Origin of the sequence: Aestuariibacter salexigens DSM 15300 (assembly GCF_000429145.1) — a bacterium.
In the GTDB taxonomy this organism is placed as follows: Bacteria; Pseudomonadota; Gammaproteobacteria; order Enterobacterales; family Alteromonadaceae; genus Aestuariibacter; species Aestuariibacter salexigens.
On sequence record NZ_AUBH01000001.1, the window covers coordinates 797,859 to 822,024 of the forward strand.

Below are 24,166 nucleotides of genomic sequence, written 5' to 3' on the forward strand. Positions count from 1 at the left end.
TATATAAAAACGCTATCCTTATGTATTTATTAGCTTTTTTATACAAAGAGAGGGAGGTTTTGTATTTTAGAAGGTAAACTCATTTACATGTAATTTTCTTTCCAAAGAAACATGTAAATGAGCAGTAAATGTCAAATATGTGTGTTTTTTAGTCCGTTTTTGTAAATAAATAACGGTTTGCCGTCCTTACGGACGGCGAACCAGAATGCGATAGGACCAGGCCGGTAACGACGTATCATAGTCAGGACCAACATCGACAGACTCACCGGTCAGATAGTCCGTGTATTTGCCGGGATGCAAAGTGCCGGTAAACTTCGCCTGTTGCGGTTGGGAGGTAAAGTTAAACATCGCGAGCACTTTGTCTTTGTCATTCTGCCTGACAAAACTGAAAATCTTGTCTGGGTTGGAGTTATACACCCGTTTCATGGTTGCACCGTGTTCACCGTGCCACAACGCACTGTTTTCCTCGAGCAGTGTAAATAATTTGGTATATAACGCCTCGTTTTTGTGAGGTGTCCATTGAATAGGATCTTTTTCAAAGAACGCCAGGCGCTTATCGTTTCCGGCTTCCTGGCCGTTGTATACCAGTGGCATGCCCTCGCCTACAATCGCCAATACCATAGCCGCTTCAGCGCCGTCACCATAACGCTCAACCATACCGCCTTCCCAGGCATTGGCGTCATGGTTATCAATGTAGGTCATGCGATAGGCTTGCTTGGGATAAGCACTTTCATTCCACGAGTAGTAAACAAACAGCTTGTCCATCCCGCCTTCGTGCTCAACCACATCGTGCATGGCCTCCTGCCAGCTCCAGGCGTAGGTCATATCAAAGGCATTCGCATGCAGATCGCGCATCTCCCATTCGGCCAGCATAAATACCGGTTTAATTGCATCCAGCTCGGTTCTGACCTGATCCCAAAAATCGACAGGTACAAACCCAGCCACATCACAGCGATAACCATCAATGCCCACTTCCCTCACCCAGTATGCCAGAGCGTCAGTCATGTATTCCCGTAGCTCAGGGTGTGAATAATCCAGATCGATGATGTCAGACCAATCCCACCAAGGAGTCGGTCGGAAATTACCGTCATGATCTTTTTCATACCAGTCCGGATGCTCGAAGCGCAGTGCATTGTCCCACGCCGTATGGTTGGCTACCCAATCAAGAATGACGTACATGCCAAGGGAATGGGCTTTATCAACGAAAGCTTTCAAGTCTTCGAGGGTGCCAAACTCCGGATTAACGCCATAGTAGTCTTTCACAGAATAGGGACTGCCAAGCGACCCTTTACGGTTTTCTTCACCTATCGGGTGAATTGGCATCAGCCAGACAATATCCACCCCCATCGCCTGTAGGCGCGGCAGCTCCTCGCGAGCCGCATTGAAGGTTCCCTGCTCGGTAAATTGTCGGGTGTTTAGCTGATAAATCGCTGCGCTTTTTGCCCACTCTGGCGTCGTGAGTTTTACATAGGGTTCAGGTTGATAAGGCGAGTTATCAGCAACCTGATTAGCGGTGCCAGCACAGCCAGCAAGCAAAACAAGCGTTGCAAGTGCAGATAGAATGCGACAAGACATGAGAATATCCGTTTAGTTAACATTTCCGTCACATTAATAGGATAGTCACTAAAACGTAAGCTGAATACGTATGTACTGATTATTCATGGGCTTTTGAAAGTAAAAAGCCCGCATGCAGCGGGCTTTATCAATTAGAGTAATCAGGTATTACCAACCAGTGGCGTCGCGCAGTGCTTTGCCAATGTCTGCCAATGAACGAACAGTCTTCACACCAGCAGCTTCCAGCGCAGCGAACTTTTCATCCGCCGTGCCTTTTCCGCCTGCGATGATGGCACCAGCGTGGCCCATACGCTTACCAGGAGGCGCCGTCACACCTGCAATGTAAGATACAACCGGCTTGGTCACGTTTTCTTTAATGAACGCTGCCGCTTCTTCTTCTGCAGTACCACCGATTTCGCCGATCATGACGATCGCTTCAGTTTGCGGATCGTCCTGGAATAACTTCAGGATATCGATGAAGTTTGAACCAGGAATGGGGTCGCCACCAATACCGACGCAAGTAGACTGACCAAAGCCTTCGTCAGTAGTTTGCTTGACCGCTTCATAAGTCAGCGTACCAGAACGAGACACAATACCGACTTTACCCGGCTTATGAATGTGACCAGGCATGATACCGATCTTACACTCACCCGGAGTGATAACGCCTGGGCAGTTAGGTCCGATCATGCGTGCGCCTTTGGCATCCACATACTCTTTCACATACAGCATATCCAGCGTAGGAATACCTTCAGTGATACACACAACCAGTTCGATGCCCGCATCTACCGCTTCAACGATAGAGTCTTTACAGAATGGGGCTGGTACATAAATCACTGACGCGGTTGCGCCTGTCGCTTCAACAGCTTCGCGCACGGTATTAAATACCGGCAAGCCTAAGTGTTCAGTGCCACCTTTGCCCGGCGTCACACCGCCGACCATTTGTGTACCGTAGGCGATTGCCTGCTCAGAGTGGAATGTGCCCTGACCGCCGGTAAAGCCCTGACAGATAACCTTGGTATCTTTATTGATTAATACTGACATTATTTGCCCTCCGCTGCTGCAACCACTTTCTGCGCTGCATCAGTCAGCGACTCAGCGGCAATGATATCAAGACCTGAATTCGCCAGTACCTCACGTCCGAGCTCTGCGTTAGTCCCTTCCAGGCGCACAACCACAGGCACGTTAACACCGACTTCTTTCACTGCACCGATAATACCTTCAGCAATCATGTCACAACGTACGATACCGCCGAAAATGTTAACCAGTACGGCTTTTACGTTGTCATCAGACAGTATAATTTTGAATGCTTCTGCTACACGTTCTTTAGTTGCACCGCCGCCCACATCAAGGAAGTTGGCAGGCTTACCACCGTGCAAATTAACGATGTCCATGGTACCCATAGCCAGACCAGCACCGTTCACCATGCAGCCAACGTTACCGTCCAGCGCAACATAGTTAAGCTCCCACTGCGCAGCGTGTGCTTCGCGCGGATCTTCCTGTGAAGGATCGTGCATATCTTTGACTTTAGGCTGACGATAAAGCGCGTTGCTGTCGATACCGACTTTGGCATCCAGACAGTGCAGATTACCGTCGGTCTTGATGACCAGCGGATTGATTTCAATCAGCGCCACGTCCAGTTCTTCGAACATTTTCGCCAGACCCAGGAAGATCTGAACGAACTGCTTTATTTGCACACCTTCAAGGCCAAGCTTGAACGCCATTTCGCGCGCTTGGTAAGGCTGAGGGCCAACGATAGGGTCGATTTCCGCTTTCAGAATCTTTTCTGGCGTCTCTTCAGCTACGGTTTCAATCTCTACGCCACCCTCTGTCGACGCCATAAACACAACGCGACGGCTGGTGCGGTCTACCACAGCACCGAGGTATAATTCGTTGGCGATATCAGTGCAGGATTCAACCAGAATTTTGCTGACCGGCTGACCTTTTTCATCCGTTTGGAAGGTCACCAGATTTTTGCCTAACCAGTTTTGCGCAAACTGCTTGATCTCGTCTTTGGCTTTTACCAGCTTTACACCGCCAGCCTTACCGCGACCTCCGGCATGCACCTGACACTTAACCACCCACTCTGATCCGCCGATGCGATCAGCCGCCTCAACGGCACCCTGGGGAGTATCAGCAGCATACCCTTCAGATACCGGCAAACCATACTCTCTGAAAAGCTGTTTGCCTTGATATTCATGCAAATTCATGGTGTTTCTATCCACTCGTTATTAGAACAAAAGTCGCTTACGCGACTTGTGAAAAAGGCCGACATTATAGAGCAATCGTCGGCCCCCTCGCAAAGGATAACAGGGCTTTTCTGTTATCTTTGTACTTTTACGCTACTGTCTATGAAAAATGTTTTATACATCCAGTAACAGACGCGTTGGATCTTCCAGCATTTCCTTGACGGTGACCAGGAAGCCTACCGACTCCTTACCGTCAATGATGCGGTGATCATATGACAATGCCAGATACATCATTGGCAGGATTTCTACCTTACCATCGACGGCCATCGGACGGTCTTGGATCTTATGCATACCCAGAATAGCGCTCTGTGGCGGGTTGATGATTGGCGTTGACATCAGCGAGCCAAATACACCACCGTTGGTGATGGTAAAATTACCGCCCTGCAATTCGTCCATCGACAACTTGCCGTCACGGCCTTTGATGGCCAAATCTTTAATGCCTTTTTCTACGCCAGCCATACCCAGCGTATCGCAGTCTCTGAGTACCGGTGTAACCAGTCCACGCGGGGTAGATACGGCGATCGATACGTCAAAATAATTGTGGTAACAGATATCGTCACCGTCAATCGACGCATTCACTTCAGGATAACGCTTAAGCGCTTCAACTACCGCTTTAACATAGAACGACATAAAGCCCAAACGAATACCGTGACGCTTCTCAAAGCTGTCCTGGTACTGCTTACGCAAGTCCATGATTGGCTTCATGTTGACCTCGTTAAACGTGGTCAGCATCGCAGTAGAATTTTTCGCTTCCAGCAGACGATTGGCGATGGTTTTACGCAGGCGCGTCATCGGCACACGTTTTTCGGTGCGCTCGCCAACCGGCGCGGCTGGCGCAGGTGCAGATGCGGCCGCAGCGGGTGCAGCTGAAGGCGTGCTATCACCACTCTTCAGATATTGCTCAACATCGGCTTTGGTAATACGGCCGCCTTTGCCTGTGCCTTTGACTTTAGACGCATCCACGCCTTTTTCTGCCAACAGGCGGCGTACTGAAGGACTTAGCGCGTCGTTGTCATCGCCGTCATCATCATCGGCTGCTGCACTATCATCAGATGCTGCAACTGACGCACTGCCTGATGCACCCTGCGAGAATTTAGCAATCACTTCTTCAGCACCTACAGTGGCGCCTTCCTCAGCAATAATTTCAGACAAGACACCGTCACCTGGCGCAACCACCTCGAGCACGACTTTGTCAGTTTCGATATCTACCAGATTCTGGTCACGGCTCACTGACTCGCCAACCTGTACGTGCCAGGTGGCAATCGTCGCATCGGCAACTGACTCAGGCAGCACGGGAACCTTGATATCAACTGACACCCCAGCGCTCGGTGCGCTGCCGCTATCATTTTTCTGTGCAGCTGTTGTAGATTTGCTTTCTGATCCGGCTGACGCACCTTCTTCGAGTTTTGCGATGACCTGTTCACCCAGCACCGTAGCGCCTTCGTCATCCAGTATCTCACCCAGCACGCCATCGGCAGGTGCCACCACTTCAAGCACAACCTTGTCAGTTTCGATATCAACCAGGTTTTGATCGCGTTTTACTGTGTCACCAGCTTTTACATGCCAAGTGGCAATGGTCGCATCGGCAACGGATTCTGGTAAAACCGGAACTTTTATTTCTATTGTCATCTTGGTCCCTTATTTAATCGTAAGTGCGTCGTCAACCAGTGCTTTTTGTTGCTGGTTGTGGACTGAAACATAGCCTACGGCCGGTGAAGCTGAAGCTGCTCGGCCAGCATAAGTCAATTTTGCGCCGTCGGGTATCGATGCCCAGAAGTGGTGCTGGCTGGAATACCATGCGCCCTGATTCTGCGGCTCTTCCTGACACCAAACCCAATCTTTAACATGCTTGTATTGTTCAACTATCGCAGCACATTCCTCCTGAGGGAACGGATACAACTGCTCTATACGGATGATCGCCACATCGGTCTGTTCGTTTTTACGGCGCTGTTCAAGCAGGTCGTAATAAACCTTACCTGAGCACATCACCACCCGTTTAACCTGTTTAGGATCAAGCTCATCGACCTCACCAATGACGTTATGGAATACGCCTTCGGCCAGCTCCTCCCAGGTTGATGTCGCAAGCGGGTGACGTAACAACGACTTGGGAGACATCACGATAAGCGGTTTACGCATCGGTCTCACCTGTTGACGGCGGATCATATTAAATACCTGCGCCGGTGTCGATGGCACACATACCTGCCAGTTGTGGTCAGCGCAAAGCTGCAGGAAACGCTCCAGTCGTGCAGAGCTGTGCTCTGGACCCTGCCCTTCGTATCCGTGTGGTAGCAATACCGTCAGGCCACACAAACGTCCCCATTTCGCCTCACCAGAACTCAGGAATTGGTCAAATACAACCTGTGCACCGTTAGCAAAATCACCAAACTGGGCTTCCCAGATTGTCAGGCAGCCTGGTTCAGCGGTTGCATAACCATATTCAAACGCCATGACTGCCTCTTCGGACAGCACGGAGTCATAAATTTCAATGTGTCCCTGGCCTTTGCGAATGTTTTGCAATGGCATGTAGACAGACGCATCTTTTTGGTTGTGTAACACTGCGTGACGATGGAAGAAGGTGCCGCGGCCTGAATCCTGGCCGGTAATACGGATGTTATTACCTGCGTCAACAAGGGTGGCGTAGGCGAGGTTTTCTGCCATGCCCCAATCCAACAGCTTTTCGCCTGCGACCATGGCTTTACGGTCCTGATAAAGCTTATTCACGCGGCTCTGCAGCTTATGCTCTTCAGGCACGGTAGTGATGGCTTCACCAAGTCGTTTGAGCTCATCAACGCTGATGGCACCATCATAAGGAACCGTCCACTCGTGGCCCAGATAAGGCGTCCAGTCAACCGAGTGTTCGGTCATCGGTCGCCATTCTTCAACGACGCAAGCGCCATGATCCAACGCCGCCCGGTAGTCATTGACCAGTTTGTCTATTTCATGCTCGCTAATCACACCTTCAGCCATCAGCTGGTCGGCATAGATCGCACGAGGTACCGGATGCTTTTTAATTTTTTGGTACATCAACGGCTGCGTCGCGTTTGGCTCATCCGCTTCGTTGTGACCATGGCGGCGATAGCACACCAGGTCAATCACCACGTCACGCTTAAATTTATTACGATAATCCAGCGCCAGTTTGGTCACGAAAACCACGGCTTCCGGGTCGTCAGCGTTGACGTGGAAGATAGGCGCCTGCACCATTTTTGCAATGTCAGTACAATATTGTGTTGAGCGGGTGTCCTCAGTCTTGGAGGTGGTAAAACCAACCTGATTGTTGACCACGATGCGAACCGTTCCGCCCACCTGGAAACCACGTGTCTGGGACATATTGAAGGTTTCCTGCACCACACCCTGACCAGCGATAGCAGAGTCGCCGTGTATGGTGATAGGCAATACCAGTGAACCATCCTCACAATTTCTTCTGTCCAGGCGTGCCCGCACCGAACCCATGACTACTGGATTAACGATCTCAAGATGCGAAGGGTTAAACGCCAGTGCCAGGTGAACATTACCACCCGGGGTAGCAAAATCAGATGAATACCCGGCGTGGTATTTTACGTCACCGGCGCCAAGGCTTTCGTCGTGTTTGCCAGAAAACTCATCAAACAGCACGGACGGGTTTTTACCCAGCACATTAACCAGCACGTTAAGACGCCCACGGTGCGCCATACCGATAACCACTTCTTTGGCGCCTTTCGTACCCGCTTCGGTAATCAGACTCTTAAGCATGGGAATGAGGCTGTCGCCACCTTCCAAAGAGAAACGCTTCGCACCCGGGAATTTTGAACCGAGATACTTCTCCATTCCATCGGCGGCAATCAGACCTTTCAGAATCGAGACTTTTTCGTCGCGACTAATTTCCGGTGAGGCCTGCACCGATTCCAGACGCTGCTGCAACCAACGTTTCTGCTCGGTGTCAGTGATGTGCATGTACTCTGCACCAATTGACTCGCAGTAGGTGCGATTCAGTGATTTGAACAGCTCACCAAGGGACATCGACTCCTTACCAATGGCGTAGGAGCCCACATTAAACACCGTATCAAAATCGTTTTCAGACAGTGAGTGATGAGAAAGCTCGAGATCGCGTACACGCTCCTGCTTCCATAAACCCAAAGGGTCAAGGTTGGCATGCTGGTGACCACGAAAACGGTAAGCATTTATTAGCTGTAGTACTTTTACCTGGCGGTCATCGGTGGGTGACTCCTGACCACCAGACGCTTTACCCGCTCTGGCCATCGGGCCCATTGCGGCGAGGGCTCTGAATTGTTCGCGTATCTGGGAATGGTTAGTCTCTAACGAGACGCCGTCGACTTTTGGCAGGCCATCAAACACACTACGCCACTGTTCAGAAACACTCTGCGGATCGTCGAGATAGGCTTCGTAAATTTCTTCAACATAAGCAGCGTTGCCACCAGCCATGTGGGATGAATCCCACCATGCTTTCATCACGCTATCTTGCATTGTTGTCCCTTGTTAAGTAATGGATCTTATTGGTGGCGTAATCGGGTTACGCCGTTTTACGAGCATCCTGGTGCAACAACTTGGTTGCACAGCTGACTCGCCCATGAACACTTTAGTAAAAAAATAGCCATCCTGCAGGATGGCTATTCAGACGTCACACTGTCACTCACAAAAAGTCAGTGTCAGGTTTACTAAACAGCCCGCTGTAACAGCATCGACTTGATATGGCCGATGGCTTTAGTCGGGTTCAATCCTTTCGGACAAACGCTCACACAGTTCATGATACCGTGACAGCGGAATACGCTAAAGGCGTCATCCAAATCATTGAGTCTTTCGTCCGTCGCCGTATCGCGGCTGTCAGCCAGGAAACGGTAGGCATGCAACAAACCTGCAGGACCGATAAACTTGTCCGGGTTCCACCAGAACGATGGACAGCTGGTTGAGCAGCAGGCACAAAGAATACACTCGTAAAGACCGTCGAGCTTGGCACGGTCTTCAGGTGACTGCAGGTGCTCGCGAGCTGGCGGCTGTTTGCTGTCGTTGATCAGGAATGGCTTGATCTTCTCGTACTGCGTATAGAACTGGGTCATATCGACCACCAGGTCACGCACTACCGGCAGGCCAGGCAGAGGGCGTATGGTAATTTTACCTTTGCCCAGTGCAGACAACGGTGTGATACACGCCAGACCGTTTTTGCCATTCATGTTCATTCCGTCAGAGCCACACACCCCTTCGCGGCAGGAGCGACGGAACGACAGTGTTGGATCTTTTTCTTTTAGTGCGATAAGCACATCCAACACCATCATGTCCTGACCTTCCTCGACGTCGAGCGTGTAATCCTGCATTCGCGGAACGTCGTCTACCTCAGGGTTGTAACGATAAACTGAAACTGATAACTGCATCGTCGTTACTCCTATTAATAAGTTCTAGCTTTCGGCGGGAACGCCTCACGCAGCTTAGGCTGCATATTCACTTCCCGACGAGTCATAGATTCTGTTTGCGGACGATAGATAGAGTGGCACAGCCAATTCTCATCGTCACGGTCTGGATAATCGAAGCGGCTGTGTGCACCACGGGACTCGGTACGATAGTTCGCCGCTACCGCCGTGGAAAACGCCGTTTCCATCAGGTTGTCCAGTTCCAGACACTCGATTCGCTGGGTATTAAAGTCACTAGACTTATCGTCAAGGCGCGCATGCTTGAGACGCTCGCGGATCTCTTTAAGCTGCTGAAGACCCTCAGCCATTGCCTCACCTTCTCTAAATACAGAGAAATTAAGCTGCATACATTCCTGCAAATCCTTTTTGATTTGCACCGGATCTTCGCCTTTGCCTTTCTCTGAGTTCTCCCAGCGATTAAATCTAACCAAGGCTTCCTCGATGTCAGTCGCAGACGCATCGCGTGCATCAATTTCTGACAGCTTATCACCGAGGTGCAGGCCAGTCGCGCGACCAAATACGACAAGGTCAAGCAGCGAGTTACCGCCCAGACGGTTGGCACCGTGCACCGATACGCAGGCAATCTCACCGCAGGCAAACAGACCGTTAATCAGGTAGTCATTACCGTTGTCGTCAACGCCAATACACTGACCGTCGACGTTGGTGGGAATACCGCCCATCATATAGTGGCAGGTAGGAATAACCGGAATCGGTTCTTTCACAGGGTCAACGTGCGCGAAGGTACGTGATAATTCGAGAATACCTGGCAGACGAGACTCCAGTACCTCTTTGCCCAGGTGGTCGAGTTTAAGTTTGATGTGGGTACCCCAAGGGCCTTCACAACCTCGCCCTTCACGGATTTCCGTCATCATTGAACGGGCAACCACGTCACGACCAGCCAGGTCTTTGGCGTTGGGTGCATAGCGCTCCATAAAGCGTTCACCGTCCTTATTTAACAGGTATCCGCCCTCACCCCGACAGCCTTCGGTCACCAGTGTACCAGCACCGGCAATCCCCGTGGGGTGGAACTGCCACATCTCCATATCCTGAACAGGAACACCAGCACGCAGTGCCATACCGACGCCGTCACCGGTATTGATGTGCGCGTTAGTGGTTGACGCATAAATGCGTCCGGCACCACCGGTCGCCAACACCACGGCTTTTGACTTGAAGTACACGACTTCGCCGGTCTCAATATCAATGGCCGTACAGCCAACCACGTCGCCGTCCTGATTTTTAACCAGATCTAACGCGTACCATTCGCTGAATACTTTGGTCTTGTTCTTAACATTTTGCTGGTACAACAAATGCAGCAAAGCATGGCCAGTACGGTCTGCGGCAGCAGCGGTACGCGCACCCTGCTCACCGCCAAAGTTCTTAGACTGGCCGCCGAATGGGCGCTGATAAATCTTACCATTCTCAAAACGCGAGAATGGCAGGCCCATGTTTTCCATTTCAATGATGGCTTCAGGCCCGGTTTTACACATGTACTCGATAGCGTCCTGGTCACCGATATAGTCGGAACCTTTGACCGTGTCGTACATGTGCCATTCCCAGTTATCATCATGCGCGTTGCCTAACGCGACGGTGATACCACCCTGTGCAGACACAGTGTGAGAACGAGTTGGAAAGACTTTTGATAATAACGCGCAGGATTTACCTGATTGTGAAACCTGCAGTGCCGCGCGCATGCCCGCGCCACCGGCACCGATCACTACCGCGTCAAATTCATGAACTGCTATACCCACTTATACACCCCACAAAACAAAGAGACCGACCGCCACATAGGCGAATGCGATCAAATTCAATACGTACTGCAGCGAAGCTCGAAGTCCTGCTGGCTTAACGTAATCTGTTAACACCTGCCACAGTCCGATACGGACGTGCAGCATGACGGAGATCAGTGCCGCCAGTGTAAACACTTTCATACCCAGGCCGGCAAACAGCTCACGCCACACTTCATAGGTGATTTGAGGTGTGGAGATAAAAAACCACGTCATATAAAAAGAAAACAACGCAATAATCACGGCCGTCGCTCTGAGTGATACCCAGTCCTGAACGCCGTCGCGTTTAATGCTTGCTTGATTGGTTACCATAATACCACTCCGATTGCGATGGTCAGCACGATCCATAATCCAATAACGATTTGTGCACTCAGGTTACCTGATTCCAGTTCTTCCCAGTGCCCCATGTCCATAATGCCGTGGCGAATGCCGCCCAACACGTGATAGGTCAATGCTGATACAGTACCTATTGCGACTACTTTTCCAATCACACCGCCCATCAGTTGCTGAACGTCAGCAAAACCTTGAGGAGATGAAACTGACACTGCCCAAGCCCAAATCACGAAGATAAGCGCAAAAAACATGGCAACGCCGGTAACACGGTGAAGGATGGAAGAAATAGCAGAAGGTGGAAAGCTTATTGTATTAAGTTGTAGATTTACTGGTCTTTGCTTTTTCACAATCTCATGCCTGTTGTAACCCGTAGGGAATTCATTAATCACTGCGAGTTGCTTAGTTTAGGTTGCAAAATAGTTTCGTTTATTCAGCGGAAAAAGATCACTCTGAATCTGTTAAAAAACTGTGAATAAACTGTTATTAAAATGCGTCGCTAAGCCACTGCAATTCAACAGCGGTGAGTATATCCAGCGATCGGTGGAATTACAATTTTTTGTTGATTGATAAGACCTTAGTCGTACCAGTTGTAAACAGATATTGTTATAAAAATGAGCAATTCAGAATATTTATATGCCAAATATGCATTTAAATTGACTTAATGGGACTTTATCAGTACAAATAGCGCCACTTTTTCCTACGAAAAACCCACGAACTGATCTGCTACACTGAATCAGTGCTAATCCGTTTTTGAACAGATTAAGTATTGAATTGGCATTGAGCAGACAGGCAGAACACTTCCGAGGAGAGCAACTTATGGCAGATCAGAAAGCCATCCTTAAAGCAGGCGATAAAGAAATTGAACTTCCTATTTATAAGGGAACAGCAGGCCAGGACGTCATCGACGTACGTTCACTTGGCGCCAACGGCTACTTCACTTTCGATCCTGGTTTCATGGCAACTGGTTCTTGCGAGTCTTCGATCACATATATAGATGGCAATGAAGGTGTTTTGTTACACCGCGGATTTTCAATTGAAGACCTGGCTCGTGATTCAGACTATCTGGAAGTCTGTTATATGCTGTTACACGGCGATGCGCCAACAGCTGAGCAATATCAAGAGTTTAAACACACTATTACACGCCACACCATGGTGCACGAACAAATCAACATGTTCTTCCATGGCTTCCGCAACGACGCTCACCCAATGGCAATGCTGTGCGGAACCGTTGGTGCGATGTCATCTTTCTACCACAGCGATCTGGACATCTCTGATCCAGAGCAGCGCATTCGCAGCGCGCACAGACTGATTGCGAAAATGCCGACTCTTGTAGCGATGTGTTACAAGTACAACATTGGCCAGCCGTTCGTTTATCCGCGCAACGACTTAAGCTACGCAGCAAACTTCCTGAACATGATGTTCTCGGTACCTGCTGAAGAATATGTCATCAGCCCGGCAGTTGAACGTGCAATGGACAGAATCTTTATTCTGCACGCCGACCATGAGCAAAATGCATCAACCTCTACGGTTCGTCTGGCAGGCTCTTCAGGTGCCAATCCATACGCCTGTATTGCGGCTGGCGTTGCATCACTTTGGGGACCTGCGCACGGCGGCGCAAATGAAGCCTGTCTAAACATGCTAGAAGAGATCGGCACTGTCGACCGCATCCCAGAGTTTATCGAGCGCGCCAAAGATAAGAACGACCCATTCCGCCTGATGGGCTTTGGACACCGCGTGTATAAAAATTACGACCCACGCGCCACACAAATGCGTGAGAGCTGTCACGAGGTTCTGCAGGAGCTCAATCTTGATGATCCATTGCTTGACGTGGCTATGGAGCTTGAGCGCATTGCGTTGAGCGACCCGTACTTCAAAGAGAAGAAGCTGTTCCCTAACGTGGACTTCTACTCTGGTATCGTGCTTAAGGCTATTGGTATTCCGACTAACATGTTTACCTGTATCTTTGCGTTGGCACGTACCGTTGGCTGGATTTCACACTGGCACGAGATGCTCAGCCAGCCCGGCCAGAAAATCGGCCGTCCTCGCCAGCTTTACACCGGTGAAACGCTGCGCGAATACAAGCCTATCAACAAATAATCGACTTTTTACGTTCGATATCCAAGCGCCGCTTCTTCGCGGCGCTTTTTGATCTAAGCGGCCAACAATTACGTTTCACAGAGGGTGATTCTGGAGCGCTTATGACACCCACTCATTCCATGCTCGGCTACGCCGGTCTTATTCCCTTTATCGGTCTGCCCCTATTGGCAGTGACAAACGTGCTTGACCCTATGCAGGCTAATCAATGGTTTATCGCCTACAGCGCAGTAATATTGTCGTTTTTTGGTGGCATTCACTGGCTGCAAAGCCTGCGCGATGACGACCGTCTGCGCGCCGCGCTAGCCATGCTGCCAAGCATTGTTGCCTGGTGTAGTCAGGTGTTTTTCAGCGCTATCACCGCCCTGCTGATAATGGCCGCCGGATATTTGCTGATGTGGTTGTACGACAAAAACACACTGCCGATAAGTGCATCCTACATGCGCCTTCGCGGTGTGTTGACAGCCACAGTGTGTGGCTGTCATATCGTGATGATAGGGGGATTATTGGCGAATCAGGGCTAAAAGCTCGTCAGTTTTTTGCTGCATTAGCACGACGTCGCCGCGCGATTCGACGTTCAGACGTATCACTGGCTCAGTATTAGACATACGCAAGTTAAAGCGCCAATTGCCAAACTCCATGCCAATACCGTCGGTGCGGTCAATCACTTCAGCCTGCCCCTGATAGGTATCCAGCACTCGCGCAAGCGCAGCTTCTGCGTCGTCCAGCTTACTGTTGATTTCACCCGATGAAGGGAATGCAGCGATACGCTCGTCAACCATTTCCGACAGCGGCATGCCTTTTACCGATAACAGTTCCGCCACCAGCAGCCACGGGATCATGCCCGAGTCACAATAGGCAAAATCTCTGAAATAATGGTGAGCGCTCATTTCTCCACCGTAAACTGCATCTTCTGCGCGCATACGTTCTTTGATGAAGGCGTGCCCGGTTTTACTTTTTACCGGTACGCCACCGTTGGCGTTGACAATATCTTCGGTATTCCAGTACACCCGGGGATCATAGATGATTTTGGCATGTTGATGCTTTTGTAGAAAGGCTTCTGCCAACAACCCAACAATGTAGTATCCCTCGATAAAACGGCCTTTTTCATCGAACAGGAAGCAGCGGTCGAAGTCGCCATCCCAGGCAATGCCCATATCGGCACCATGTTCAATCACAGCACTGGCGGTATCATCACGGCACTCAGGCAATAGCGGGTTGGGAATGCCATTGGGAAAGGTACCATCTGGTTGATGATGCACTTTGACGAAAGTGATAGGAACATTGTGTGCAAGCAGCGCCAGCTCGATTTTATCTAACGCCGGACCTGCCGCGCCGTTACCGGCATTCACCACAATTTTGAGTGGTGTAAGAGAAGCGACATCAATGTAGGTCAGCAGGTGCGAGACATATGCCTCGTGATTGTCCATCGCTTTGTAACGTCCAGACTCCTTCAGCGCTGCCGGACTGATAACGTCCCCACCGTCTAAAAACGCCTGCTCAGAAAGCTGCGCAGCAAATTTCACTAAGGCCTGTTTGACCTCGTCGTCAGTGTAGCCTTCCGCGAGGGCTTTTATTTTGTCCAGCCCGGTATCTCCGCTGATCGGTCTGGCACCTTCTCTGACCAGTTTCATGCCATTGTAGTCAATCGGGTTGTGACTGGCAGTGACTTCAATACCACCGCTGACCGGCAGATGCTTGGCGGCAAAATAAATCTCTTCGGTACCGCTCATGCCAATATCAATGACCTCGGCACCGGCATCAATAATGCCTGCTGCAAGACAATGTTTTAGCGCTGCTGAGGTCAGTCTGACATCGCCACCGACGACCACAGATTCGGCCTGCAGAAACTCAGCAAACGCACGGCCAATGCGATACGCCACTTCTGGATTGAGCTGCTCTCCGAGCTGTCCGCGAATGTCGTAAGCCTTGAAGCAGGTTAAGGGGGTTGTCATGTCAAACGTTCCTTATTTTTTCTCAACACGGCCGTAGCGGTCTGAGAATCGCACGATATCGTCTTCGCCCAGATACGCACCCGATTGCACTTCAATCAGCTCCAGAGGAATTTTACCCGGGTTTTCCAGCGCATGGACGGCGCCAATCGGAATGTAAATGGACTGGTTTTCCGTCAGTAGCTGGGTATTCTCACCAATAGTCACATTGGCCGTACCTGAGACCACAATCCAGTGCTCGGCGCGATGATGATGCATCTGTACCGACAGTTTTTCGCCCGGTTTCACGGTAATACGTTTTACCTGGAAGCGCGCGCCGGCATCAATCGAGTCGTAGCTTCCCCAGGGTCTGAATACTTCACGGTGGAATTCAAATTCTGGGCGATGTTCCGCTTTAAGCTTATTGACCACATGTTTGATGTCCTGCACTTTGTCACGATGTGCCACCATGACCGCATCCTTGGTCTCGACCACCACCACATCATCCAGTCCAATCAGCGAGATCAGTCGCTGCTCGGCATTCACATAGTTGTTATGCGCATCGTGCAAAATGGCGTCGCCAACCACGACGTTGCCGTTTTCATCTTTATTTTCAGCGGTATCCCACAGCGAACTCCAACTCCCCACGTCATTCCAGCCTGCATCCAACGGCACAACAACGGCTTTGTCGGTTTTTTCCATCACTGCATAATCGATGGAATCGTCAGGACAGGTCGCGAATACGTCTTCGTCTACGCGCACAAAGTCCAAATCAAAGGATTCACTGGCAATCGCATTGCGGCAAATATCCAGCATCTCAGGGGCGAATTTTTGTAACTCTTCAAGATAGCGACTGGCTTTGAACATAAACATGCCGCTGTTCCATAAATAATGACCACTGGAGACATAAGACTCAGCGGTCGCTAAATCTGGCTTTTCAACGAATTGTTTGACTACAAAGCCATCATCTTTGGCTTCTGCTTTTTGAATATAGCCATACCCGGTGTGTGGCTCAGTGGGCACGATGCCAAACGTCACAAGATAATCCTGCTCAGCCAGTTTTTGCGCCTTGCCGATAGCGTGATGGAAGGCCTGTGTATCTTTAATTAGATGGTCAGCGGCAAGCACCAATAACACAGGATCGTCGCCCTGCAAGGTAGCATGTAATGCTGCTAACGCGATCGCCGGAGCGGTATTACGGCCGACTGGCTCAAGCAAAATGCCGCCATGATCGATGTCTTTCTTGCGTAGCTGCTCAGCCACCAGAAAACGGTGCGATTCATTACAGATAACAATGGGTGCAACGGCGTTTATGCCATCGAGTCGCAACAGGGTATTCTGCAACATGGTATTATCATCAGTAAGTGCCAAAAATTGTTTGGGGAGTGCGGCGCGAGACTTGGGCCACAGACGAGAGCCAGTTCCACCTGCTAAAACAACTGGTTTCATGCGTATTCCTTGCAACGATAGTGGGATAATTATTATTACTGCCGAATGGTATAGCACCCGCACGGCAGGTGCAATCGCATCCACTCAGCTTATCCCTTCAGGCCAGCCTTCCCTGCTGGAAATCCTGAATCGCCTGGTGGATTTCCTGTTCCGTGTTCATCACAAAGGGACCGTATTGCACAATGGGTTCATTGATCGGCTGCCCTGCCACGATAATCGCACGACCTGATGGCTTACCGCTCAGTGTCACCTGCCCGCCGTCACTTAGCACTGCTAGCGTGCCGGTGGCAAATGTGCTCTGGCCAATAGCCAGCTGTCCGTCAAAACAATACACAAACGCGCTATGGCCTGCAGCAATCGGCACGGACAGCTCGCCACCTTCTATTGTTACATCCAGAAACAATGGCTCGGTAGCATGGCTTTTTACCGGTCCTTCTACGTCCGCATAGCTACCAGCAAGCACCCTGACCTGACCTACTTCATTATTCACCACTGGCACCTGACTGCCCGGTATATCTTCATAGCCGGGCGCTGACATTTTTTCACTGGCAGGTAAGTTTACCCACAGCTGAAACCCGCGCATCAGCCCCTCTGATTGTTGCGGCATTTCTTCATGAATAATGCCCCTGCCCGCATTCATCCACTGCAGACCACCATCATCAATAATGCCCTCATTACCCACTGAATCACGATGACGCATCTTACCATTCAACATGTAAGTGACCGTTTGAAAACCACGGTGTGGGTGAGGCGGAAAACCTTTGATGTAATCGTCGGCCTGATCAGAGTGAAACTCATCCAGCATTAAAAACGGATCGAGATTCTGCAGTGCAGGTTGGCCAAGTATGCGCTTTAATTTTACACCGGCGCCATCCTGGGTCGGCAAGCCCTGCACCATTCTGTTTACACGTCGCTCTGTCATCACAGTGCTCCTCTATTGTGTGCGGAATGTAAATCCTGGTACGGCCCGACGGGCACGATCTGGGTAGGATTAATCATGGTATGGCTGTAATAGTAATGCCGCTTGATATGATCAAAGTTCACTGTGTCAGCGACACCGGGCATCTGATACAACTCTTTCATGTAATTAAACAGTGCCGGATAATCAGCGATGCGTTTCAGATTGCATTTAAAATGTCCCACGTAGACCGGGTCAAAGCGGATTAAGGTAGTAAACAGTCGCCAGTCCGCCTCAGTCAGTGTGTCGCCTACCACATAACGCTGTTCAGACAAGCGCTTTTCAAGCTTATCGAGAGCCTGGAACAGTGCCGTAACGGCTTCCTCGTATGCGTCTTGCGTCGTTGCAAATCCGGCTTTGTACACACCGTTATTGACGTTGTCATAGACAAAATCATTGATGTCATCAATGTCAGCTCGCAGTGCTTCAGGGTAAAAATCCAGGGTGTTGCCCGTCAGCTCATTAAACGCGCTGTTAAACATACGGATAATGTCGGCAGATTCATTACTGACTATGGTGTTTTCCTGCTTATCCCACAAAACCGGCACGGTGACGCGGGTAGTCGCATCGGGTACAGCTTTGGTATACACCTGATGCATATAATCAAAGTCAAACAGATGGTCTTGAGTCGCACCGGGGTAATCATTGAACACCCAGCCATGTTCGAGCATGTCAGGATTTACCACCGACACATCAATATGCGCTCCAAGCGCTTTGAGTTTGCGAAAAATTAACGTGCGATGGGCCCACGGGCAGGCCAGAGACACGTAAAGGTGATACCTGCCGCTGTCTGGTGTGAAACGCGCCCCCGGCGTGTTTTCAATTTTATCTCTGAACTGTGACGCCTGGCGCTGAAACTTACCGCCGCTGGATTTGGTGTCATACCATTTATCCTGCCACTGACCGTCAACTAAAAGTCCCATAAAGCCTCCTGAAAAACGAATGCGATTATGTACGGTACTGCACCATAAAAAGTTGACTGCTGATATTGCAAAGTCTCGGCAGCATTATTCGATAAAGTCGAATTAAAGTTTTCCAAGCACCCGGTCAACAATGGCATCGGCGATTGGAAATGCCGAAGTAGCAGCCGGAGATGGCGCATTGCCAAGGTGCACGGCGCGGTCAGTTTCAATAAACTTAAAATCATGGATGAGCTGACCATCAATACTCACCGCCTGAGCCCGAATACCTGAAGGGTATGGCAGTAAATCGTCGATGCTTACGGCTGTACAGTATTTTTGTACTTCACTGAGATAACTTATCTTGCTCAGGGCATTGCGTGCTTCGATAAGCCCTGCCCGTTTATGCTTCCACAGGGTTTTCCAGAATCCTGCAAAGCATGCCATACGCACAGTGTCAGACAGTGAAAACGCAAATTTGTGGTAACCTTCTCTGGCTAGTGATAACACCGCACTTGGCCCTACGGTGACACCGCCATGGACCATTTTTGTCAGATGTACACCCAAAAACGGCATGGATGGATCGGGAATGGGGTAAATTAAACGCTGTACCACCCCATCAAACTTTTTCGACAACCGAAAATATTCACCTTTGAAAGGGATAATCTGATAATCCAGTTCAACACCGAAACGCCTTGCCACAAGGTCGGACTGTAATCCTGCACAGTTCACTACTACCTTTGCCTGCACCTGGTCAGTGCCATGTTGACCAGTCTTCACAGTAAGCGTCGCGCCATTGTCATGTTCGTCTGCAGCGATGACCTGACGGGAGTAACAGACCTCTCCTCCAGAAGTACGGAACTGCTCGGTGAGACATGTAGTGATGGCGCGGTAATCGGTAATACCTGTCTGACGAACAAAAAATGCGCCTTTTCCGCAAATATTAGGCTCCATGTTTTGTAACTGCTGCTTTGACAACATTTCAGGATCCAGCTCGTTTTCCTGACATCGGATATACAGGTCCTGCATACGCGTCATTTCATCATCGTTGGTGGCGACCAGCAGTTTTCCGCACTGGTCGAAGGGGATCCCATGCTCGTTACAAAACGCTATAGTGCGGGTTAATCCCTCACGACAATAGCGCGCTTTAAGACTGCCCGGCGGATAATAGACGCCTGCATGGATCACACCTGAATTCCTGCCAGTCTGATGCTGGGCAGGTTCTAGTTCTTTTTCCAGCAGCATAATGTTGGCGCGGGGCACAGCACCTTGTAATGCCTGCGCAGTCGCCGCGCCAACAATTCCTGCACCAATAATGACAATATCTGCGTGTTGCAAACGGTTTCCTCGAAAGGTTGAAAAACGGTGGTAACGCACCGATTATACGCAACCACGAGTGAGTTTCGAGAACGCAGTTATGAGTGAACACGCCCTACGATTCGGCGGCACCGCACGTATTTATGGTCAACAGCAGCTACAGACTCTGGCAAATGCTTCCGTGTGCGTGATCGGCATCGGAGGCGTGGGCTCCTGGGTTGCAGAAGCATTAGCACGAAGCGCCATCGGAAAACTTACCTTAATTGATCTGGATGATGTTTGTTTAACCAATACCAATCGTCAGATCCACGCGTTAACCGATACCGTCGGCACAGCCAAAGTAGATGCCATGGCATCCCGCATCAAGGCGATTAATCCTGAATGTCTGGTTACCGCCGTGCAGGATTTCGTCACGGCGAAGAATGTCGCCGAGCATCTGACCACAGGTTTTGATTACGTTGTCGACGCAACGGACAGTGTGAAGGCCAAAGCGGCCATTATTGCGCACTGCAAACGTCATAAAATACCGGCGCTTACCGTTGGCGGTGCCGGTGGTCAAACCGACCCGACCCAGATTGCGGTGACCGACCTGACGCGCACCATACAGGACCCGCTGGCAGCTAAAGTGCGCTCAGAGTTGCGGCGTTTTTACGGTTTTTCAGACAATAAGAAGCGCCGCTTTGGCATTGACTGTGTCTATTCCAACGAGCAGCTAAAATATCCACAGGCAGACGGTTCCGTGTCGACCAAAAAGCACCTCAAGGATGGCAGTACAAAACTCGACTGTAATTTTGGCTTCGGTGCTGCGGTAGCCGTCACTGCCACGTTTGGCTTCGTTGCGGCTGCCCGGGTGATCGACAAAATCCTGTCAAAAGCGGCTCGTAAACAGGCCTAAATCAGTCAATTGCCGTGCGCTGCTGTTTAATATCCAAAACGATAGCGACCGCCAGCCAGACACTGATGGCAGCGGCAATAAACCAGGTGTTTTCAGCCATCCCCATTACCTCTTCGCTGAGCACTGCCGTGCCGGCAATCAACGCCAGATAATATGGCAGATTTAATAGCCCTGCCGTCGCAATAATCCCCGGATGACGCCGCTGACTACCTTGGTTAAACATAAAGAAGGCCAGAGAGTTTATGTGGATCATGGCAAGCAGCAACTGCTTTAATGACGCTTTGCCCTGTTGGGGCTTTTTAGCAGACGTAAAACGACCCAGTAAAAAATTTATCGCCGAGCCCAGGGTGGCTGCGCCCACCATGCACAGAGTCAGCGCAATAATATCGCCCTGATCAGGGTTAGCCAGCACCACCAGCATCACCGCAAAAAACTGCCCGGGGAAGTAAAACCCAACGTAAATAATGGATTCCAACAGAATGATAAGAAATACAAGCAGATAAAATCCCTCACCAAAACTCTGCTTGATGTTTTCTAAAATCGCCAGACCCGGCGGCAGCACGCCGACCTCAATCAGCACATTCAGCGCGACCACAACAATTAACGCAGAGAGGGGTAAGATAAAGTTGTACTTCACGGCCGATCCAGCTTGTTTTTTGTGTGTTTATTACGCTTTGCAATATCGCTCAGATCACCCTAGCGACCGAGCTAAGCCCATGTTAATGCTTGCGAATTATATGGGCCTTGCCTACCATGCATTTATACAATGTGCATTTTTGCAGATAACGAGAATATACGCGCTAACGCTATTTAAAGGACCCGACATGACGATCCCACAAGATGAGCTGCAACAATTAATGACAGAGAGCGCCAGTGATGCGGCAAAAGTAAGTCAGGAAGAATTCGGTATCACGCTGGATTTCAGTGCTGACAGCATTGCGCTGGTCGACGATATGTTGCTGGCATTTGTGGATAAATACAAAGCTGACGCGCTGGAAGATAAGCATGTCTTCACGCTATGCAACGTATTCGGCGCCTACATTGGTGAGATTTTCCGCAACCTGGTCGGCGGAACATGGCGCTATGATACGTCAGATCCGAAAGCCCCCTACGTGTTGCTCGAATATGGTGAGCGTAGCTATGCATTTGCCGGCATCTGTTATGAACGCCTGGTGAATGACAGCGCAGTCAGCGTCAAAGACTATTTTGACCAGGCATTGAGCAACAGTACCCAATAGATATAGCGCGACGTGATCAATCCGAGCGTCGCCAATCCGCTATCATCAACCGCAGATGGCGGCTTTTCACGACATATAGCAGCAAAGCAATTTGTACCAGCAGGGTTAACGCTGTTGACCAGGCAAACTGCCAGTGCTGCACCGACAGCTTGCTGATTAGCAACCACATATCAACACACAAACAGGCAAAGGCGCCGGGCAGAAGTACGCGAAACAGTGCACGCAGACGCGACCCGTACAACTTTTCCCTGATGCTGGTTAAGCCAAATAGCACCAGTGCAGGTAGCCCCATCGCCAGTGCCGCATAAAAAAGTTCATGGGTGGGGTAAAAGAAATCCATCGTTTGCTCAACTGGCTGTGACGAAGAAAATACCGCGATAGCAATGACATACGCTCTGGCTAAAAATATTAGCACTGCATACCACATTGCAGGAGGCTTTACTCTGCCCGCTTCATCATAACTGGATAGCGGCAATTCAAGTTTCATTGCGATGTTACACTCTCTCCTCACTCTCGAGCGGGCGATAGTCTACCTGCTCATAGCATTAAGGCAATCATAGAAGTCTGCTTGGATGATATTTCGCACTTGGGTATAATCCGCGCACTTTTGACCCTGGCGCCGCACCATGACAGTAGAAAAATTTACGCCCAATCAAACCACCAGTATGAAAATACCGGCCAAAGTGCTCGAATCTGACCGGGCAACCGGTGGGTTGACTGGCAACCGTATTGGCTTTGTGTCTCTAGGCTGTCCCAAAAACCTGGTTGATTCAGAACGTATTCTCACGCAGCTGCGCACCGAGGGTTACGATGTAGTGCCAACCTATGACGACGCTGATTTGGTTATCGTCAACACCTGCGGGTTCATCGATGCTGCCGTCGAAGAATCTCTTGATACCATCGGTGAAGCACTAAAAGAAAATGGCAAAGTCATCGTCACCGGCTGCCTGGGCGTCAAAGAGGATGAGATTCGGGAAGTGCATCCCAATGTATTGGCTATCACCGGTCCGCACGCCTACGAGACGGTAGTTGAACAGGTACATCAACATCTGCCCAAACCCTCTCATAATCCGTTTGTGCATCTAGTGCCAGATCATGGGGTAAAATTGACCCCACGACATTATGCCTACTTAAAAATATCCGAAGGGTGTAATCATCGCTGTACCTTCTGCATTATCCCCTCCATGCGGGGCGATCTGGTGAGTCGCCCTATTGGTGAGGTGTTGGATGAAGCGCAGCGTCTTAAAGCAGCAGGCGTCAATGAACTGCTGGTGATTTCTCAAGACACCAGTGCCTATGGTGTAGACAGTAAACATCGCACCGGTTTCTGGAACGGCATGCCTGTCAAAACCCATATGCAGCAACTGTGCGAAAAACTGGGCGAGATGGGCATGTGGGTACGTCTGCACTATGTCTACCCCTACCCTCATGTTGATGAGCTGATCCCACTCATGGCCCAGGGCAAGGTGTTACCCTATCTGGATATTCCTTTTCAGCACGCCAACAAACGTATCCTGCGACTGATGAAGCGGCCCGGCAGTGCCGAGCGAACGATAGAACGTATCCGTAAATGGCGAGAGATATGCCCTGAACTGGTGATCCGCAGTACGTTTATTGTCGGCTTTCCAGGTGAGACAGAAGAAGAATTCGAAGAACTATTGCAGTTCCTGCGCGATGCCCAGTTAGACCGCGTCGGATGCTTTAAATATTCACCGGTGGAAGGGGCTAAAGCCAATGATCTGCCCGACCCCGTAAGTGAAGAAATAAAGGAACAGCGTTTGCAACGTTTTATGCAGGTTCAGGAACAAATCAGCGCAGAGCGTTTACAACAACGGATCGGTCAGGAATACAACGTTGTGATTGATAGCGTCGACAGTGAAGGCGCGGTAGCACGCAGCTATGCCGATGCACCGGAAGTGGATGGTGTGGTGCACTTAAATGGTGTTTATGATGTGCAGCCGGGCCAGCGACTATGGGTAGAGATTGTGCACGCGGACCAACACGATATGTGGGGCGTACCCGTTGAAGAAGAGGAATTCGGGGAGGAGCGCTAAGCGCAACCTCCCTTT

21 protein-coding genes are annotated in these 24,166 nt (G+C 50.2%); 5 read left to right on the forward strand and 16 right to left on the reverse strand.

Annotated elements, in window-relative coordinates; translation table 11 throughout:
- Positions 1–186 precede the first annotated feature (186 nt).
- The 9 genes from G441_RS17810 to sdhC form a co-directional block, all read right to left on the reverse strand.
- The gene (locus G441_RS17810; RefSeq protein WP_034474203.1) at positions 187–1,575 is read right to left on the reverse strand and encodes an alpha-amylase family glycosyl hydrolase; all 1,389 of its coding nucleotides are present in this window, start codon (positions 1,573–1,575) and stop codon (positions 187–189) included.
- A 147-nt stretch (positions 1,576–1,722) separates the two neighbouring features.
- Positions 1,723–2,595: a succinate--CoA ligase subunit alpha gene (gene sucD / locus G441_RS0103570; protein ID WP_026375080.1), complete on the reverse strand. Its 873-nt coding sequence runs from the start codon at positions 2,593–2,595 to the stop codon at positions 1,723–1,725.
- Positions 2,595–3,761 carry an ADP-forming succinate--CoA ligase subunit beta gene (gene sucC / locus G441_RS0103575; protein WP_026375081.1) on the reverse strand — a complete coding sequence of 389 codons (1,167 nt, stop codon included), beginning with the start codon at positions 3,759–3,761 and terminating at the stop codon, positions 2,595–2,597. Before sucC ends, sucD begins: the two co-directional genes overlap by 1 nt.
- A 153-nt stretch (positions 3,762–3,914) precedes the next feature.
- The gene (gene odhB, locus G441_RS0103580; RefSeq protein WP_026375082.1) at positions 3,915–5,429 is read right to left on the reverse strand and encodes a 2-oxoglutarate dehydrogenase complex dihydrolipoyllysine-residue succinyltransferase; all 1,515 of its coding nucleotides are present in this window, start codon (positions 5,427–5,429) and stop codon (positions 3,915–3,917) included.
- A 9-nt stretch (positions 5,430–5,438) separates the two neighbouring features.
- Complete coding sequence (locus G441_RS0103585) at positions 5,439–8,261, reverse strand: 2-oxoglutarate dehydrogenase E1 component (RefSeq protein ID WP_026375083.1); 2,823 nt, start codon at positions 8,259–8,261, stop codon at positions 5,439–5,441.
- Positions 8,262–8,452: 191 nt separating this feature from the next.
- Positions 8,453–9,163, reverse strand: coding sequence for a succinate dehydrogenase iron-sulfur subunit (locus tag G441_RS0103590; protein ID WP_026375084.1), 711 nt, complete (start codon positions 9,161–9,163; stop codon positions 8,453–8,455).
- 14 nt (positions 9,164–9,177) lie between these two features.
- Entirely contained in the window at positions 9,178–10,947 is a 1,770-nt protein-coding gene (sdhA, locus tag G441_RS0103595; protein ID WP_026375085.1) for a succinate dehydrogenase flavoprotein subunit, read from the reverse strand.
- The gene (gene sdhD, locus G441_RS0103600; RefSeq protein ID WP_026375086.1) at positions 10,948–11,295 is read right to left on the reverse strand and encodes a succinate dehydrogenase, hydrophobic membrane anchor protein; all 348 of its coding nucleotides are present in this window, start codon (positions 11,293–11,295) and stop codon (positions 10,948–10,950) included.
- Positions 11,289–11,663: a succinate dehydrogenase, cytochrome b556 subunit gene (gene sdhC / locus G441_RS0103605; RefSeq protein ID WP_026375087.1), complete on the reverse strand. Its 375-nt coding sequence runs from the start codon at positions 11,661–11,663 to the stop codon at positions 11,289–11,291. Before sdhC ends, sdhD begins: the two co-directional genes overlap by 7 nt.
- A gap of 469 nt (positions 11,664–12,132) precedes the next feature.
- Between sdhC and G441_RS0103610 the strand changes: the two genes are divergently transcribed.
- Positions 12,133–13,413: a citrate synthase gene (locus G441_RS0103610; RefSeq protein WP_026375088.1), complete on the forward strand. Its 1,281-nt coding sequence runs from the start codon at positions 12,133–12,135 to the stop codon at positions 13,411–13,413.
- Positions 13,414–13,514: 101 nt separating this feature from the next.
- Positions 13,515–13,934 (forward strand): DUF3429 domain-containing protein, encoded by a 420-nt coding sequence (locus G441_RS0103615; protein ID WP_026375089.1) that lies wholly within the window; start codon positions 13,515–13,517, stop codon positions 13,932–13,934.
- Here the strand turns inward: G441_RS0103615 and G441_RS0103620 are convergent.
- The 5 genes from G441_RS0103620 to lhgO form a co-directional block, all read right to left on the reverse strand.
- Complete coding sequence (locus G441_RS0103620) at positions 13,914–15,365, reverse strand: phosphohexomutase domain-containing protein (RefSeq protein ID WP_026375090.1); 1,452 nt, start codon at positions 15,363–15,365, stop codon at positions 13,914–13,916. The two genes, G441_RS0103615 and G441_RS0103620, sit on opposite strands and share 21 nt — an antisense overlap.
- Positions 15,366–15,377: 12 nt before the next feature.
- Positions 15,378–16,790 carry a mannose-1-phosphate guanylyltransferase/mannose-6-phosphate isomerase gene (locus tag G441_RS0103625; protein WP_026375091.1) on the reverse strand — a complete coding sequence of 471 codons (1,413 nt, stop codon included), beginning with the start codon at positions 16,788–16,790 and terminating at the stop codon, positions 15,378–15,380.
- Between the two features lie 97 nt (positions 16,791–16,887).
- Positions 16,888–17,712, reverse strand: coding sequence for a pirin family protein (locus G441_RS0103630; protein ID WP_026375092.1), 825 nt, complete (start codon positions 17,710–17,712; stop codon positions 16,888–16,890).
- The gene (locus G441_RS0103635) at positions 17,712–18,671 is read right to left on the reverse strand and encodes a glutathione S-transferase family protein (RefSeq protein ID WP_026375093.1); all 960 of its coding nucleotides are present in this window, start codon (positions 18,669–18,671) and stop codon (positions 17,712–17,714) included. The genes G441_RS0103630 and G441_RS0103635 overlap by 1 nt, the downstream gene beginning before the upstream one ends.
- A gap of 102 nt (positions 18,672–18,773) precedes the next feature.
- Positions 18,774–19,985: an L-2-hydroxyglutarate oxidase gene (gene lhgO, locus G441_RS0103640; RefSeq protein ID WP_026375094.1), complete on the reverse strand. Its 1,212-nt coding sequence runs from the start codon at positions 19,983–19,985 to the stop codon at positions 18,774–18,776.
- A gap of 79 nt (positions 19,986–20,064) precedes the next feature.
- Between lhgO and tcdA the strand changes: the two genes are divergently transcribed.
- Positions 20,065–20,859: a tRNA cyclic N6-threonylcarbamoyladenosine(37) synthase TcdA gene (gene tcdA / locus G441_RS0103645; RefSeq protein ID WP_026375095.1), complete on the forward strand. Its 795-nt coding sequence runs from the start codon at positions 20,065–20,067 to the stop codon at positions 20,857–20,859.
- Between the two features lies 1 nt (position 20,860).
- Here the strand turns inward: tcdA and G441_RS0103650 are convergent, their stop codons facing one another.
- Positions 20,861–21,496 carry a hypothetical protein gene (locus G441_RS0103650; protein ID WP_026375096.1) on the reverse strand — a complete coding sequence of 212 codons (636 nt, stop codon included), beginning with the start codon at positions 21,494–21,496 and terminating at the stop codon, positions 20,861–20,863.
- Positions 21,497–21,683: 187 nt separating this feature from the next.
- Here G441_RS0103650 and G441_RS0103655 point away from each other — a divergent pair, with 187 nt between their 5' ends.
- Complete coding sequence (locus G441_RS0103655) at positions 21,684–22,097, forward strand: hypothetical protein (protein ID WP_026375097.1); 414 nt, start codon at positions 21,684–21,686, stop codon at positions 22,095–22,097.
- Positions 22,098–22,113: 16 nt separating this feature from the next.
- Here G441_RS0103655 and G441_RS0103660 read toward each other — a convergent pair whose 3' ends face one another.
- On the reverse strand, positions 22,114–22,584 hold the full coding sequence (locus G441_RS0103660; protein WP_026375098.1) for a DUF2919 domain-containing protein: 471 nt from the start codon (positions 22,582–22,584) through the stop codon (positions 22,114–22,116).
- A gap of 139 nt (positions 22,585–22,723) precedes the next feature.
- Here G441_RS0103660 and rimO point away from each other — a divergent pair, with 139 nt between their 5' ends.
- Positions 22,724–24,151 carry a 30S ribosomal protein S12 methylthiotransferase RimO gene (gene rimO / locus G441_RS0103665; RefSeq protein ID WP_026375099.1) on the forward strand — a complete coding sequence of 476 codons (1,428 nt, stop codon included), beginning with the start codon at positions 22,724–22,726 and terminating at the stop codon, positions 24,149–24,151.
- The last annotated feature ends 15 nt before the right edge of the window (positions 24,152–24,166 follow it).